The organism is Streptomyces sp. NPDC060028, assembly GCF_042736725.1.
GTDB lineage: Bacteria > Actinomycetota > Actinomycetes > Streptomycetales > Streptomycetaceae > Streptomyces.
In genome coordinates this window covers 24,945-39,552 of record NZ_JBHWVJ010000073.1, presented here as the reverse complement: position 1 = coordinate 39,552, position 14,608 = coordinate 24,945, and the positions used below count along the sequence as shown (strand labels likewise).

The window sequence follows — 14,608 nt, the reverse complement described above, 5'->3', positions numbered from 1 at the left end:
AGGCGACGCAGGCCGCCGCCGCGGCCCGCGCCGCCGCCTCCGCCGCCCAGCAGGCGATTGGTTCGGCCAACGCCGCCAACCGTGCCGCGCGGATCGCGGCGAGTGCCGCCGCGCAGACCGCCAGCGCCGCAGCGGCGGCGGCCAACGCCGCCAACGAGGCCTACAACGCGGCGATCGCCGCGGGCGGGGACGCGGGCAAGGCCGCTGACGCGCGCAACGCGGCGGCCACCGCCCGCGCCGCCGCCGCGCTGGCCCGTGACTCGGCCGCCGCTGCCGACCAGGCCCGCATCGCCTCCTCCGCCGCCGGTGACGCCGCCGCCGCCTCCCGCAGCGCGGGAGCCAACGCGGACGCGGCGGCTTCGGCCGCCGAGCAGGCCAACGACTACGCCGACGCGGCGGGCAACCACTCGGCCGAGGCGCGCAACGCCGCCGCCGATGCCCGCCGCCACGCCAACGCCGCCAACCGCGCCGCCGACAGCGCCACCGCGCTCGCGGCCCGCTCCGCGGCAGCCGCCGGTGAGGCCCGCGACGCCGCCCGCTCGGCCGCCACGCACGCAGACAACGCCGCGGCCGCCGCTGAAGAAGCAGCCAAGCACGCCGGAGAGTCGGCGGCAGCCGCAGCGCAGGCCAACAAGCACGCGGCCGCGGCGAAGACCGCGGCGGACGCGGCCGGCGCGGCCGTGGAGACGGCCAAGAAGGTCTTCGCCATCGCCAGGGACGCGGAGGCGGCCGACCTGGCCACCCGCACCGAGGCCGCCATCGAGCGCGCCAAGTCCCGCAAGGCCCAGGCTGAGGAGTACGTGGCGAAGGCCGCCGCCGAGCAGCTCGACATCCTCGCGCTCAACACCACCGCGACGGCCCTCAAGGCCGAAGCGGACAAGCCCGACGTCGACGTGAAGGCGACCGCCGCCAAGGGCCGGGCCCTCGCGCTCAAGGCCCTCAAGCTCCGGGGTCCCTGGAGCCAGGAAGAGGCGGGACGCGCCCTCGCCGGCAGCGACGCCGCCGTGGTGGAGTACCTGCGCGGCGGCTGGAACCGGGCTGGTGGCCACGAGGTCCACGAGCGGGTCTACCAGCTCAGCACCCAGAGCCCCTACCCGGGCGTGCGTACCGCCGCGGCGAACGCGCTGAAGGGCAGTGACCAGCAGGTCGCGGACTTCTACGCCAGCGGTCAGTACGTCACTGGTACTGATGACCTGGCGGTGCGAGTCTCGCAGATCAACAACACCGGCGGCCCGAGCGTGAAGGACGCCTCGAGGGCGGCCCTCGCCAAGGGAACCGGCCAGGCGATGAGCTCGTTCGTCAACGTCGGCCAGTACACGGCACGCCGAACCGACGAGGAGGTCATCGCCTCCAAGCTGGTCACGGCCGGCGGCCCGGAGGTGAAGGCCGCGGCGAAGATCGCGCTCGCCGGTCCCGCCGACCAGCTGCACGAGTTCGTCGCGGTCGGCCAGTACATGGCCGACCGCAAGGACCAGCTCGCCGCGCACCACGTGAACCAGGTCGACCGGCTGATCGCCGAGGCCTCCGTGATCGCCGCGAAGGCCCAGCAGAACCGTTGGAAGGCCGCAGAAGCCGCCGCGAAGGCCAACCAGGCCGCGGCCGAGGCCGACAACGCCTACAACGAGGCGAAGAAGTCCGCTGAGGCGGCCGGTAAGTACGCCACCGACGCCACCAACTCCGCCAACGCCGCGCAGACCAGCGCCAACCAGGCCGCCAAGTCCGCCAGCACCGCGCGCGCCGCCGCCGCCCGGGCGGACGCCGACGCCGACGCTGCGGCAGACTCCGCCGCCCAGGCCGAGTTCTCCGCCCAGTACGCCCGCCAGTCGGCCGTCGAGGCCAACGACTCCGCCACCCTCGCCCGCAGCCACGCCGTCGCCGCGGGCAAGAGCGCCGAAGAAGCCACCGGCCTGGCCCTCCAGGCCTGGGGCGAAGTCCAGAAGAAGCGCGAGGCCGAAGAGGCCGAGGCACGTCGCAAGGCCGAGGAGCTGCGTAAGAAGGAACAGGAGACGGCGAAGAAGAAGGAGCCGCGACGCTGCATCCCGCACTTGACCCGTGAGGAGTTCGCCTGGCGCAACTGCCTGATGGCACCCGGGGACGCGGTGCTGGAGATGCCCAAGATCGACCCCGCGATCCGGGACCTCGTCTTCGAGCTCACTGGCATCTCCGACATCAAGAAGTGCATTGAGGACCCCAACTTCGGTGACTGCGCGATGGCCGTCGTCGGCGTGCTGCCGGTCGGCAAGGGCGCCAAGGTCCTCAAGTGGGGCCTGGAGGGCGTCGAGGCCGCGGCCGAGTCACGCCGTCTGAAGAAGGTGACGGAGTGCCTGATCGGCGCCGCCAACAGCTTCCCGGCCGGGACCCGGGTGCTGCGGGGCGACGGCTCCACCCGTCCGATCGAAGAGGTCAGGATCGGGGACATGGTCCTCGCCACCGACCCGGAGACGGGTGTGGCCGGTCCGCGCCGTGTCACCGCGACCATCTACACGCCGGACGACCGTGACTTCACCGATCTCACCCTGGCCGGCGGCGGGCTGCTCACGGCCACCGACCACCACCCCTTCTGGTCAAAGACCGCGAAGACGTGGAAGGACGCGGCCGAGCTCACCGTCGGTGAGGAACTGCGCACGGACGACGGCACGAGCGTGCGCATCAGCGCGGTGCGCCACTGGAAGACCCTCCAGCCCGCCTACAATCTGACCGTCGACGGCCTGCACACCTTCTACGTGCTGGCCGGGCCGACCCCGGTCCTGGTCCACAACACGACGCCCTGCGGCCCGCCGCTCAAGTCGCTGCACCCGGACAGCTCACTCGCCAAGAGCTCGCTGGACTTCTGGCACAAGCAGGACACCGAGGACATCGTCTTCTCGCTGCGCAGTGGCGGGCAGGAGCCGCTGATCGTCAAGGCGGACGGCACCATCATGAACGGGAACACCCGGGTCGCGGTCCTCCGGTCCCGCGGGTACGACGTCGACTCGCTCCCCCGCGAGTCCTACACCGAAGGCAAGAAGATGACGGACGAGGACTTCTGGGACATGGACCAGTGACCGTGCGCGAGGACGTCCGGGCCGCGCTGGGATCGGATTCCAGGGAACTGTTCCTGCTGGCGCTGGGTCACCGGCTCGCCGTCGCGGCCCGCGGCGCCTTCACCGAGGCCGGTGCGGTCGTCGTGGAGCGGGCCAGGGCTTGCAACGAGATGATGATCTGCGTGTGGTCGCAGGCGTGGGCCACACGAACCGGGGCCGCCGGATACCCGGACGCGGACTTCCTCTCCGTGCTCCTGGAGAAGGCCGACGTCGCGGACGCACGGCCGTTCCTGCGCGACGCCCTGGAGAGCGCCCTGCTGGCGGTCCGTACGGCGGAGCGGGAAGACCGGCCGGACGACACCAGCGACTGAGCCGTTGAACAGAGGCTGACCGGTCGCGCACCGGACGGGCCCCGTCGGAGATCACTCCGGCGGGGCCCGAGCCGTGTCCCGGCGGTTCAGGAACACTCTCCGCCCACAGCACTAGCCTGCGTGAGGGTCGTTCACGGGTTACCGGTGTCGGCCGAGCCCCGGGCTGCGGTCGGTAGCTCGTCCTCGTTGGCCAGGTCGTCCAGGAAGCCGGCCGGGGGCACGAAGAAGAGTGTCCCGGTGACTGCCGTGGAGAAGTCGAGGATCCGGTCGTGGCTGGTGGGGCCGTCGCCGAGGAACATGTGCCGGAGCATCTCCTCGGTGACGTCCGGCGTGCGCGCGTAGCCGATGAAGTAGGTGCCGAACTCGGACCGGCCGGGGCTGCCGAAGGGCATGTTGTCGCGGAGGATCTTCCGTTCGGTACCGTCCGGGTCGGTGAGGGTGTTGAGGACGACGTGGGATCCGGGGGTGTTGAGCTCCGTGTTGCTGAACTTGCGCCGGCCGATGATCTGCTCCTGTTGCTCGACGGGCAGCCGGTTCCAGGCATCGAGGTCGTGCACGTACTTCTGCACGATCACGTAGGAGCCCCCGGCGAAGGCCGGGTCCTCGATGCCGATCAGCACGGCGTCGGCGGCCTCCTGCCCGACCGGGTTCTCCGTGCCGTCGACGAAGCCGAGCAGGTCGCGCTGGTCCAGATAGCTGAAACCGGTCACCTCGTCGGCGACGGCGACGGAGCCCCGCAGCCGGGTCATGATCTCCGAGCCGAGGGAGAAGCAGAGGTCCTGGCGGGCGGCCCGGATGTGGAAGATCAGGTCGCCCGGGGTGGCCGGGGCGTGGTGGCGGGCGCCGCGCAGCTCCCGGAACGGGTGCAGCTGCGCCGGGCGCGGACCGTCCACCAGCCGGTCCCAGGCCGTGGCGCCGATGCCCGCGACGACACTGAGCCGCCCGTCCGGATAGCCGAAACCGACCGAGCGTTGCAGCCCCGCGAGGTCGGCGAGCAGCTCCCGGACGACGGGCTCGCCGCCCGGATCGACGGTGAGGACGAGGAAGAGCGAGGCGGTGGTCAGCGGACTGAGTACGGGCTGAGGCAGGTCGCGCAACGGAGTCGTCCTCTCGATGGTGGGGTTGGCAGGGCCTGCCGCCTGTCCGCTGGTGCAGCGTCGTAGGGATTTCCATGCTGCATCAGCGAACGGTGAAGCGTCCCTGATGCTGGGATTCTTCAGGACTCGGCGCGTCTTCCTGGGTTGGCCTCGCTGGTCGCTCGGTGCCTGGCCGCCCCTCCGGGAAGGAGGGACGGCCAGGAAGCGTGCTGGGGGGCGCTACTTCGGGCAGGTGTCCTGGGTGACCTTGCCGCCCGAGGCGGAGGCGGTTTCCGGGTCCATCGACAGGCACTGGCCCGTCCAGTTGTTGATGAACGTGTAGGCCGGCCGGGAGCCGGTCGTGGTGGCGAGCTTGGTCGGGATGCCGTTGTTGTAGGGGACGGTCAGGCACTTGCCGTTGCTCGCCTTGATCCAGTAGTGGCCCTTGCCGTCGTACGACGGCTTCTCGGCTCCCCACTGGTGGCTGCTGGGCGCGGGCGACTGGCACGCGCGCTGGGTGACCAGGCCGCCGGTCTTGGAGCTGTCGAACTCCGGGCCCCGCACCATGCACCGGTTGTACTGGCTGTTGACGTAGGTCTTGTCGGCGTTGACCAGCCAGATCGCCCGGTCGCCACCCTTGACGGCGTTGTCGTTGTTGTGGTCGATGATCGCGTTCACCAGGCCCCAGCCAGGGAAGTCCGTCATGACGATGCCGACGCGGCCGGCGCTGCTGTTGAGGTACTTCATCAGCTGGTAGTTGACGCCCAGGACATCGGTGGTGACACCGCCCTGGACCGACCGGTAGCCGCCGGCGTAGTCGGACGGCAAATGGCCGAAGGGGACGGTGGAGGCGGACGAGTACGTCACGTACATGCCATCCTTGCCGCCGCGGACCGCCAGGTCGACGTTGTCCTTGACCGTCCGACGTAGTGCAGCACGTGCAGCGAGACCCTCTACCCGGCCCGTCCCAGGCCGGAGCGAGTAGGCCCTCGGGGCGGACCGGACCGGGATTTTGACGGGTCAGCCTGCGGTGAGCTGCTGGGGAAGGGCGACCGCTCGCGCAGGCACGTTACGGGGTGAGGGCGGGGCGGAGGATGAACAGGTCGCGTGCGCCGGTGATGTCCAGGACCCTCAGCGGTTGGTCGGGGAGGCCGGACAGTTCCAGCGCGCAGTTTTCGGCTTGGGTGCGGTTGCGCAGGTTGAGGAGCATGTTGAGGCCGCTGGAGTCCATGAAGGTCACGCCCGACAAGTCCAGGGCGAGAGCGTGGCCTTCGAGGACGAGGATGTCGGTGGCCGCGGTGATGTGGGGGCAGCTGTCCATGTCGAGGGAGCCGGTGATGGTCAGGACGGTCCGGCCTTTTTGCGCGGTGGTGTCGATGGTCAGGGTGGGGTGCATGGTCTGATCCGCCTTCGGATCGGAGCCCATTACGGTCGGCTCCCGGCATTGGCGCGGGGAGGCCGTCAAGCGCGCGGCACGGGGCCGTGCACAGCCGAGCGAGACCACCCGTACCCTCCACCGGCCACCCGAGGCTGGCCTCCCGGCGGCGCGGGGTCTCCCACCAGACCAGGCTGGTTGGTCCTTTGAGCCTGTCATGCTCCCGCCGCAAAGGCCAGACCAGGCCCGGCCATGCGCTGCCGGCACGGCGAGACCGCGCGCCCGGGTGTTCTACCAGGGGGCGTGGACGCAGACGGTTTTGCCGCCGTCGGGGGCGGGTTCGGTGTGGGTGTATGTGGTGAGGCGGTCGATGAGGTGCCATCCGTAGCCGCCGCTTCCATCGGTCTGGGGGGTGCGGGGGGCCGGCGGGTGGGGGCTGGTGTCGGTGACGCGGATTTCGATGTGGTCGTCGAGGAGTTCGAGGTGGAGGGCGGCGGGTCCGTCGGTGTGGCGGATCGCGTTGGTGACGAGTTCGGTGACGACCAGGACGACCGCGTCGGTGTATTCGGGCCGGGCGGGGGCTCTGACCTGGGCCGCGTGGTGGAGGAAGTCGTGGGTAGCGCCCCGTGCTGTCGTCGCGGGCCGGCCGGTGCGTGGCACGGGCCGGTCGAGGACGAGCACGGGCGGATCCACTGGTTCTCCCTCCACATCGTGGGCCTGCACGGCACCTGCCCCCTCTGCGGGTGTCCACCCTATTCGCCCCGCCCGTATCGGTCTTGCCTGCCCCTTCGTCAGGTGTTCGCGACTCGGCTTTCGCCGCGGGGTCCGTGCCAGTCGAGGCACAGGACGGTGGCGTCGTCTTTCGGCGGGCGGCCGTCGTAGGCGTCGCTGACCGCGGCGACCAGGGCGCGTACGACTTCGCGCGGGTGCTCCGTGGCGGTTTTGCGTAGGAGGACGGGGAGGTCGACGGTGTCGGCTTCGCGTTCTTGCATGCCGTCGGTGTGGAGCAGGAGGCGGTCACCAGCTTGCAGGTCGAGGTCCTGGACCTGGTAGGGGCCCTTGAGGCCGGCGTAGCCGAAGGGCAGGTTCACGGCCAGGCGCAGTTCGGTGACCGCACCCTCGCGCAGGAGGAGGGGGCCAGGGGTGGCCGGCGTTGACGAGCTGGGCACAGCTTCCGTCCAGGGCGATGCGCAGGAGCTGGCCGGTGGCGAAGGCGCGGTTACCGTGATCGACGAGGGCCTGGTGGACCTGGCTGGCCTGTTCGGCGAGGTCGCATCCGGCACGGTGGGCGCCGCGGGAGGCGTTGACCAGCAGGGTGGCCATGAGCGAGGCCTGGACGTCGTGGCCCATGGCGTCGGTGGCACTCCGGCCGCCAGCCGATCAGCAGGGGCAGGCGACCGTCGTCGGGCGGGAGGTTCGCACGGCGATCCAGCTCCCCGCATGGCTGCACGACCATCACAGCTCGCTCACTTCGGTGACCCGGCTCCACGTCGACAGCTGGTTCACCGTCCCGAACCGGATTCGCCCCTCCACCAACTTCCTGCGCCGGTGCATCCACCGAGGGCACACGCGCAACCTGCATTGCCGACGCAGCCTCCACAGCAGCCGAAGCACTTCACCCGCCCAAGAGCACCTCTGGTACACGGTCCGCCGGCTCCTCCACGGCGACGCCCTGCCGACGCGGGTCCGCTTCGCCGGCCTCCTCGTGCTGCTCTTCGGCCAGCCCGTCAGCCGGACCTGCCGCCTGCCCGCCGACGGCTGGAGCACTCCGAGACCGGTACCTCCATCCGGCTCGCCCGGCAACCCATCACCCTGCCCCCGCCCCTGGACGCCCTCGCCGCCGAACCCACAGGCAACCGCCGAGGCTCCTCGCGCCCGAGCTGCCGGCCGCCGTTTCCAGCAAGCTCCTCGGGCTCTCGCTCAGACAGGCCACCCTCTGGGCAGAGCTGTCCGGCGCACACCGCGGCGAGCACGCCGCCGAGGTGATCCGCAGGCAAGGACTGCTCCGTAGTGCTCCGCCGCCGAAGGCGAAAGAAAGCGACTCGTGCAGGATGAAGCCTTGTGACTGGTGGAGAAAAGCTCGTAGAGCTGCTGGAACGTGCCGGGCTGGAAGTTGTGGGGGGCTGGCGGACCGAGGACGTGCTGCCACCCCAGGCCGCATGGCGCCCGATCCTGGCGGGCGAGAGCGAGCCGTACGTGTCGCTGCGTGCAGACCGGCCGAACGTGGTTGCCGAGTTCAACGCGCAATGGCACCGGCACGCAGTCGAACACGGGGTGATCGGTGAGGACGGCGTCTTCCTGATCGACGTCGTCCGCAGCTGGACGAGCTGCATGCCCAGGCTCTGGACACGCGTGCGACTCACCGCTCAGTGGGACTTCGCCGGGGTGCTGGGCGAACGACCGGGAGAGCCCGTGTTCGTCACGCTCGCGATGGATGGGGACACCCTCCTGGCGACGACCCCTGCCGACGGCGAGCTCCGACTCACCGTCATCGACCGAATCGGAGAGCGGCGGGAAGCGGCCGCGCAAACCGCAGCTCAAGAGACCGAGGCGGAGCGGACAAGGGCATGGGAATCCCTCCTCCAGGAACCACTGCCTTCGGAGCGGACGCGTGAGTCGTGGGCACACGGCCTGGTACTCAACCCGGCCACACCCGAGGACGTCCGGGGCAGCCTGGTGGGCCTGTCGCACCACGCTCTGTGGCTCCCTTTGCCGACAGCCGTGGTCGAGGCGGCCCTGACCCACCCGGAATGGAAGGTACGAGGACTGCTGGCTGAGGCCCAGCCGAACATCACGCCTGAACAGTGGGGCCGGCTGATCCTCGGCGAACAGGATGCCCGGCACCGATGGATCCTCACCATGCTCGCGGCAGACCGCGGCGCCACCCTCACCGACACGGCATACGAGCAGCTCACCGCCGACCCCTCCGACAAGGTCCGCGAAGAGACCGCCCGCCTGTCCGGCATACCGACGCGACTGGCCATCACCCTGGCCGCCGACCCCAGCCAGACTGTGCGAGCCGCCGCCTGCCGGAACGCCTGGCCTCACCTCGACGGCCGGACGAGAGCCACCCTCCTCAATGACCCCGACAGCAAGGTCCGCATCGCAGCACTCCTCCGACACCACAGGGACCACCCCATGCCTCGGGCAGTCTTCGACTCCGAGGGACTCGGCGACCAAGCTGCCGAAACCTGCCGGCTGGAGCGCGACCTCGCCGAGCACCTGATCCAGCACGGCGATCCGGCCCAACGCTGCCGTCTCGCCGGCAACCACCGCCTGGATTCGGATGTGGTCGAACTCCTCGCCGCAGACCCCGACGGGAACGTGCGCTCCGTCGCGGCCACCCATCCGGCCCTCACCGAGGAACAGCGCGCGGCCATCGACTACGACTTCGATCCACGCGGCCACTGCTCCCCGCTCAAGTGGGTCACCGCACTGCACGAGAGCGCCGACGCCATGCGCCGCCTGGCGGCCTCCTCCCACCCCCTCATACGCAGGAGCGTCGCCAGAGCCAGGCATCTGCCGCCGGACATCGTGGCGATCCTTGCAAACGACGAGGACCATGTCGTACAGCTCTTCCTGGCCGAGTCCTGCGACGATGCACCAGCAGACATGCTCTTGAGGGTCTGGCTGTGGTGGACCGGCAGCCTCAGCACCCCCGACCGCCCCCGCGGCCATCAAAACTTCCCCCGTCACGATCTTCTCCAGTACGCAGATGATCCGAACCCGCGCCTGCGTCAACTGGCCCTTGACGACCCTGAATCGACGGCCGAACTGGTAGAGCGATTCGGCCGCGACGCCAGCGAAGAGGTGCGCCGGCGCGCCGCCGCCGATCCGCGGCTGACCACCGCCTCGGCGGTACGTCTCCTCGACGACGCCCACTCCCGCGTGCGCCACGCAGCCGCGGGGCACCCGCAGCTTCCCGCGCGCGTACTCGTTCGGCTGCTTCACGATCCCGACACCGCGCAGGCTGCTGCCCGGCACCCGGCCGTGCCGGCCCCTGTAATGGAGTGGATGTTCCGGTTGCTGCAGCCCTTGCCAACCACCAAGCCGGCAGCTTGAGGTGCAGCCGATGGTGATTCCATTCCGCAATTCCGCAACGTCCAACAGCGAGCTTCGCCAACCTCGCTCACCCGGCGGACACCCGGCGCTTCCCAGGCTGGTGTAGCGAGGGCTTTGAGGTCGGCGGCGCGGGTGCCAGCGGGCTGGAGATCCGAGTACGGGTGCATACGGGCTTCCCAAGGGCGCCGATCTGGATGAGGCGCTCGGCGATCGGCAGAGCGGGGCGGGCGCGCGCAGCAGGCGCTCACCCGCAGCGCCGGTCTCCCTGATCCCGAGGGCGAGCCGCTCGTGCACGCCTCTCCCGGCGTCGGACCCGTACGCCTCGGACTTCCGACGCGCGTGACCTGAGAAGCCGTGCCCGACAGCATCCGAGCCGTGGCTGGATCTCCAGCTGTAGTCAGTGGTGATCCTTGGGGCAAAGTGGGGGCATGACTACGTACGAGACGATGCCGTTCCACCTTGAGACCGAGCGGCTGATACTGCGGCCGTGGGCCGAGTCGGACGCCGCTGAGTTCTGTGCCCTCCTCGCCGAACGCGGCAAGGGGACCCCCACGGTTGAGCACATCCGGACGTCCATCGCGGAGTTGCTCACTGCGACGGCGACCACGGGGATCGCCCTGCTGCCCATCCAGCGCCGTGACGAAGGCGACTTCATCGGCTACTGCGGGCTCATCATCGGCCGCTCCACCGTAGAGGAGCCTGAAATCGCGTATGAGCTGTTCCAGCGCGCGCACGGACGTGGCTACGCCACCGAGGCGGCCGGCGCGGTGCTCGATGCCGCTATCGCGACCGGGCGGAAACGGCTCTGGTCGACCGTCGGTGCGTGGAACACACCGTCGCTCCGCGTCCTTGAGAAACTCGGGTTCGAGCGGGATCACGTTTCCACGGAAGACAACGGTGAAGTGGTCTGGCTCACACGCGCGTTGCCGTGACGCGAGAGCACGCTCCAGGGGCTTCATGCTCACAAGATCGAGTGCGCTCCGGCGGGGCGCCAGGCATGCCGAGATCGGACGGTAATGGCTGACCTGTGATCGTGCCTGATGGCGGCGTCGCCATTCGGACCAGCCGATCCGGTGAGCGAGGTCGTTCAGCGGCCGGATGGCGATGGTGAAGAACAGGTGCTGGATCTCGTTGCAGGTCAGCGGGGCCAGGTCGTCCGGACCGGCGCGCCGCGCGTGCTCGTCTGCGCGGACGACGGCGAGGAAGGCGTGAGCGAGCAGGGCGAGGGTGACCCGGCGGCTCCAGGACGGGTAGCGGCGGACCTGGTGTTCATCGGGTCCGGCCAGCCCCTTCCCGGTCTGTCTCCTCCCCCTGCCACCTGGATCCCGCCGTCCTGACGAGGGTGCGCAGCGGAGCCGGCCCGGTGGAATGGCGGCGGTAGTAGGCGAGTTCGCCGGTGGTGCGGTTGCGCCGGATCAGCAGCTGACGGTCGCCCGGCGTCGGGTCGGTGAGGTCGATGACGGCAGCCCAGTCGTAGTAACGGTGCCCCTTCGCGCCGGGGCCGGCGGACAGCTTCTGCCAGGCCCGCTTCGGGAGCTTGCCGGCCAGCACGTCGGCGCGGAACCTTCCCCGCCCCCGCAGTTTCGGGTTGCCGCCGTAGACCTCATCGCCCGGCGTCCGGGAACCGTTCGATCATCATGCAGGCCAGCTCCGGCTTGGTCGCGAAGACGGTGTCCTCGGCCAGCCCGGCCGCCCGACAGCGGTCCGGGTCCACGGCTGCGTGTCCCCGTGTCCCCGTGCCGCCCCGGCGTAGACGAGATAGACGGCGACCTGGGAGTTTTCGCCCCGGCCGGCGGAACCGGCCGAGAGAGCTTCAGAGAGGAACGCACCGAGTAACCGGCCGAGCGGGGCAGCGCCGGCGATGAAGACAGCGGCGAGCAACTCCCGTCTGGCTGATGGCGCTTTCAGGAGGCGCCACCTGTTCGTGCGGGGCTGCACTCCACGATCTCTCGTGCCGCGCGTAGCTTGCTGGGGTGGTCGCCGAGCAGTCTGGTCGTGATCAGGATCGCGTGGATGATGCCGACGTCGTCGTCTTTCAGGTGCTGCTGGACGGTGTCCATGTCGGTACCCGTGGCGAGCAGTCGTTTGCATTCATCGATGTGGTCGGCAATCTCCTGCGCCAGCTCAGGGCGCAGTCCGTTGGTGTCGGCGAGGAGTTGTTCCGCAGTGGGGCTGAGCATGTGGAGGATCCTCTCAGGAGGTTGCCTGCCGTTGCCACACCGTTTCGACTGGCTGCCGGTCTACTGTGCCGTCGAGCCGAGGTTGGCGAGCGGCGAGCTGCGCCAGGTCGAGTCGGTCGCGTCGTTGGGGTTGGTTGGCGATCCGTACCCCGGTCGGGTGGTGGCTGCCGTCCGAAAGTCGTTCGACGTGAGCCCGCCCCGGGATGCCGCCCTCTTCCCGTTCCATGTACTGGGCGAGGGCCCGGATGCCCGTCTGGAAGGCGGCCCCGTCCGTACGTGGGTATCGCGGGCGCCTTCGCTGTCGTCCTGCTCGGCCGTATGCCCGCCGTCACGCCAAGTTCGCCGAGCCGCCGCCGCTGGTCGTCGTTCAGCTGGCCCCAGTCGCGTTGTGGGGTGGTGAGCCAGCGTCCGATGTCGTCGCCGTGCAGGGTTACCCCGGGCGCCACGTCCTCGGGTCGGGCACCGTCGGCGAGGGGCTGGGCCACGTACACGTAGTGGCCACGCGACATGCCTGTCATGAACGGCTCAGGTAGGCGGGAACCGCGCGTCATTCCTGCCGCGGCGGTCGAATGGCGCGGGTTTCCAGGTGACGGTAGGACAACTGCTGGTGGTACCAACGCTCATGATCGGCGTCGCGGAACTCAAGCTTGCGCCAGCGGGAGTCCTGATGGCCAGGTGCAGAGCGCCAGTAGCCGGCGAGGACACAGAGATGGTTCCAATCGTCCCGGAGACGATCCAGCCGCAGCTCCGCACGGACCCGGAGTTCCTCCTCAGTGGGCATCGAGGGCAGCGGAATCCCGATCGGCCTCTGCGAGTGCCGAGGCCGTGATGCCCTCCTCGCTGTCTGATGGGTGAGCCCGTGCCGCTCGCTCCAGTCGACGGAGCAGGAAGTCGCCGATCTCCCACACAGCGTCGGTCGTCAACTCATCGGCGTACTGCGGACCCAACCCCAACGGGTTGACGTCGCGCGTCAATTTGCCCCTCTGGTTTGGCCTTGCTGTTCAGACCCCGTTGCCCCATCCGAAGGTGACGTTGTACGCGCGCTGGAGTGCGTGCCGACCGTGGCCCCGGTCGGCGTAGGCCCATGCGAGGGCTGCGGCAAACCAGAGCAGAAAGACTCCGCTGACGATGCCCACAGCGACCAGCTTGCCGTACCAGCTGAGGAGGACCAGGACGACGGCACCGACGGCAACTACTCGGCGTGCGGTGGTCACGGTCGTCCGTATCCGCCTGTGACCTCGTGTGTCGCGGCAGACCAAGTCGATCACGCCGCGTGCTCCCGGCGGCCAGGACGTGTTTTGGAAGGAGCCCCGAGTTGATGCGTAATGGCCTAAGGGGATCTGCACTCCTATACTTTGGGGCATGCAGCCCCTGAAGATAAGGCGTGCCACTGAGCGGGACGCCGAACGCCTCACGGCGCTGGTCCAGAGGTCCAGCGCCTACCGGGGGCAGTACGCCACGGTGATCTCCGGCTACCGGGTCACGGCTGACTACATCGACCGGCACCGGGTCTTCGCGGCGGTCGACGCGACCGACCGGCTGCTGGGCTTCTACGCCTTGGTGTTGGAGCCAGCTGAACTGGACCTGGCGTTCGTGTCGGATGAGGCACAGGGTATGGGCGTCGGCCGTCTCCTCGTGGAGCACATGATCGACCAGGCTAGAAGAGCAGGCCTGGCCCAAGTGCGCGTCGTGTCGCACCCCCCGGCCGAGCAGTTCTACCGGCGCCTGGGTGCCGAGCCAGTGAGGACCGTCCCTGCCTCCCCGCCAAATGTGACCTGGGAACGCCCGGAGTTGCGATTCGCCATAGCCGACCGCAATGCCGCACACACGGACGTCACAGCCACTCGTTGATCCCGGCAACGAGAACGGTTGCCTCGCAGCGGACCGCGAGCTTGTCGAACCGGGCAGCTGGCTGCGTAGACGAGGAGCATCCGGGCGAGCCTGCCTGTGGAGATGTGGCTGCGGTCGGCGTCCGGGCGTCCTTGATTGATGTACTTGTGCAGGAGGTTGAGGCAGCCTGTGAACCCGAAGGCGAGGAGGCCCACGCCCTGGTCGAGCAGGTCGTGGACCTGGTGTCAGCGTTCCAGGGTGGTCTGTGCGCGGGGCCCGTCATACAGGGCCGCGTTCAGCACGGAGGCCCAGCAGTTGCTGTGCGCCTTTACCTCGCTCAGGGCGGCTTCGGACAGGCTGTGCCACAAATGCCACCGGTCACCGACCTGCACGACGTCGGGCAGGGCACGGCGGATGGCCTCCGGGTAGGCGTCGATCCGTCACGGCACACGACCTCGACGCCCGGATGGGCACGCAGTCACGTCTCCAGGGTGCCGGCCGTGCGGTCGGGCAGGACGTCGACCCGCTCATGGGTCTCGGCGCCGATTACCACGGCGGCATAGCGGTGCCGGCGGCGCAGAGCGAAGTTGTCGATGCCGATCACTCGGGGCGCACCCCCGCCCGGGGGCGGAGGGATGCCCAGCAGGGCACGTAGGGCCGTGTGACGGGACAGGCCCATTCGAGTTCGTCC

The 14,608-nt window shown here is 69.7% G+C and carries 12 protein-coding genes and 3 pseudogenes; 5 read left to right on the top strand and 10 right to left on the bottom strand.

The genetic code is table 11. The features are described from left to right. Both ACFWBF_RS28640 and ACFWBF_RS28635 read left to right on the top strand, forming a co-directional pair. The coding region (locus ACFWBF_RS28640) for a polymorphic toxin-type HINT domain-containing protein (protein ID WP_385606959.1) at window positions 1-3,044 on the top strand (3,044 nt) is incomplete at its 5' end. A gap of 2 nt (window positions 3,045-3,046) precedes the next feature. Further along, window positions 3,047-3,394, top strand: a complete 348-nt coding sequence (locus tag ACFWBF_RS28635; RefSeq protein ID WP_385606957.1) for a hypothetical protein — start codon at window positions 3,047-3,049, stop codon at window positions 3,392-3,394. Window positions 3,395-3,525: 131 nt separating this feature from the next. On the opposite strand, the gene ACFWBF_RS28630 is transcribed toward ACFWBF_RS28635, so the two are convergent. The 5 genes and pseudogenes from ACFWBF_RS28630 to ACFWBF_RS28610 form a co-directional block, all read right to left on the bottom strand. Continuing rightward, window positions 3,526-4,491, bottom strand: coding sequence for a Dyp-type peroxidase (locus ACFWBF_RS28630; RefSeq protein WP_385606955.1), 966 nt, complete (start codon window positions 4,489-4,491; stop codon window positions 3,526-3,528). A gap of 219 nt (window positions 4,492-4,710) precedes the next feature. Continuing rightward, window positions 4,711-5,337 (bottom strand): hypothetical protein, encoded by a 627-nt coding sequence (locus ACFWBF_RS28625; RefSeq protein ID WP_385606954.1) that lies wholly within the window; start codon window positions 5,335-5,337, stop codon window positions 4,711-4,713. A 202-nt stretch (window positions 5,338-5,539) separates the two neighbouring features. Continuing rightward, window positions 5,540-5,866, bottom strand: coding sequence for an STAS domain-containing protein (locus ACFWBF_RS28620; protein WP_385606952.1), 327 nt, complete (start codon window positions 5,864-5,866; stop codon window positions 5,540-5,542). 270 nt (window positions 5,867-6,136) lie between these two features. After that, the gene (locus ACFWBF_RS28615; protein WP_385606950.1) at window positions 6,137-6,538 is read right to left on the bottom strand and encodes an ATP-binding protein; all 402 of its coding nucleotides are present in this window, start codon (window positions 6,536-6,538) and stop codon (window positions 6,137-6,139) included. 98 nt (window positions 6,539-6,636) lie between these two features. Then, window positions 6,637-7,210, bottom strand: a pseudogene (locus ACFWBF_RS28610) (PP2C family protein-serine/threonine phosphatase); the annotation flags it as partial. 696 nt (window positions 7,211-7,906) lie between these two features. Between ACFWBF_RS28610 and ACFWBF_RS28605 the strand changes: the two are divergent. Both ACFWBF_RS28605 and ACFWBF_RS28600 read left to right on the top strand, forming a co-directional pair. Then, complete coding sequence (locus tag ACFWBF_RS28605; RefSeq protein WP_385606948.1) at window positions 7,907-9,907, top strand: PE-PGRS family protein; 2,001 nt, start codon at window positions 7,907-7,909, stop codon at window positions 9,905-9,907. Between the two features lie 428 nt (window positions 9,908-10,335). Next, window positions 10,336-10,839, top strand: a complete 504-nt coding sequence (locus ACFWBF_RS28600) for a GNAT family N-acetyltransferase (protein ID WP_385606946.1) — start codon at window positions 10,336-10,338, stop codon at window positions 10,837-10,839. Between the two features lie 60 nt (window positions 10,840-10,899). Here ACFWBF_RS28600 and ACFWBF_RS28595 read toward each other — a convergent pair. The 4 genes and pseudogenes from ACFWBF_RS28595 to ACFWBF_RS28580 form a co-directional block, all read right to left on the bottom strand. Continuing rightward, window positions 10,900-11,707, bottom strand: a pseudogene (locus tag ACFWBF_RS28595) (IS701 family transposase); the annotation flags it as partial. A gap of 104 nt (window positions 11,708-11,811) precedes the next feature. After that, a complete protein-coding gene (locus tag ACFWBF_RS28590) occupies window positions 11,812-12,087 on the bottom strand; it encodes a hypothetical protein (protein WP_385606944.1) in 276 nt (91 codons plus the stop codon). Window positions 12,088-12,634: 547 nt separating this feature from the next. Continuing rightward, window positions 12,635-12,868 (bottom strand): hypothetical protein, encoded by a 234-nt coding sequence (locus tag ACFWBF_RS28585; protein ID WP_385606942.1) that lies wholly within the window; start codon window positions 12,866-12,868, stop codon window positions 12,635-12,637. 220 nt (window positions 12,869-13,088) lie between these two features. Then, window positions 13,089-13,301 carry a hypothetical protein gene (locus ACFWBF_RS28580; protein ID WP_385606940.1) on the bottom strand — a complete coding sequence of 71 codons (213 nt, stop codon included), beginning with the start codon at window positions 13,299-13,301 and terminating at the stop codon, window positions 13,089-13,091. A gap of 148 nt (window positions 13,302-13,449) precedes the next feature. Between ACFWBF_RS28580 and ACFWBF_RS28575 the strand changes: the two genes are divergently transcribed. Then, the gene (locus tag ACFWBF_RS28575; protein ID WP_385606938.1) at window positions 13,450-13,938 is read left to right on the top strand and encodes a GNAT family N-acetyltransferase; all 489 of its coding nucleotides are present in this window, start codon (window positions 13,450-13,452) and stop codon (window positions 13,936-13,938) included. Between the two features lie 71 nt (window positions 13,939-14,009). Here ACFWBF_RS28575 and ACFWBF_RS28570 read toward each other — a convergent pair. Further along, window positions 14,010-14,596, bottom strand: a pseudogene (locus ACFWBF_RS28570) (transposase); the annotation flags it as partial. Window positions 14,597-14,608: the final 12 nt, after the last annotated feature.

Coding starts and splice junctions, on each gene's coding strand:
- ACFWBF_RS28600 (WP_385606946.1), top strand. CDS start 10,336: ATGACTACGTACGAGACGATGCCGTTCCACCTTGAGACCGAGCGGCTG.
- ACFWBF_RS28590 (WP_385606944.1), bottom strand. CDS start 12,087: ATGCTCAGCCCCACTGCGGAACAACTCCTCGCCGACACCAACGGACTG.
- ACFWBF_RS28575 (WP_385606938.1), top strand. CDS start 13,450: ATGCAGCCCCTGAAGATAAGGCGTGCCACTGAGCGGGACGCCGAACGC.
- ACFWBF_RS28585 (WP_385606942.1), bottom strand. CDS start 12,868: ATGCCCACTGAGGAGGAACTCCGGGTCCGTGCGGAGCTGCGGCTGGAT.
- ACFWBF_RS28620 (WP_385606952.1), bottom strand. CDS start 5,866: ATGCACCCCACCCTGACCATCGACACCACCGCGCAAAAAGGCCGGACC.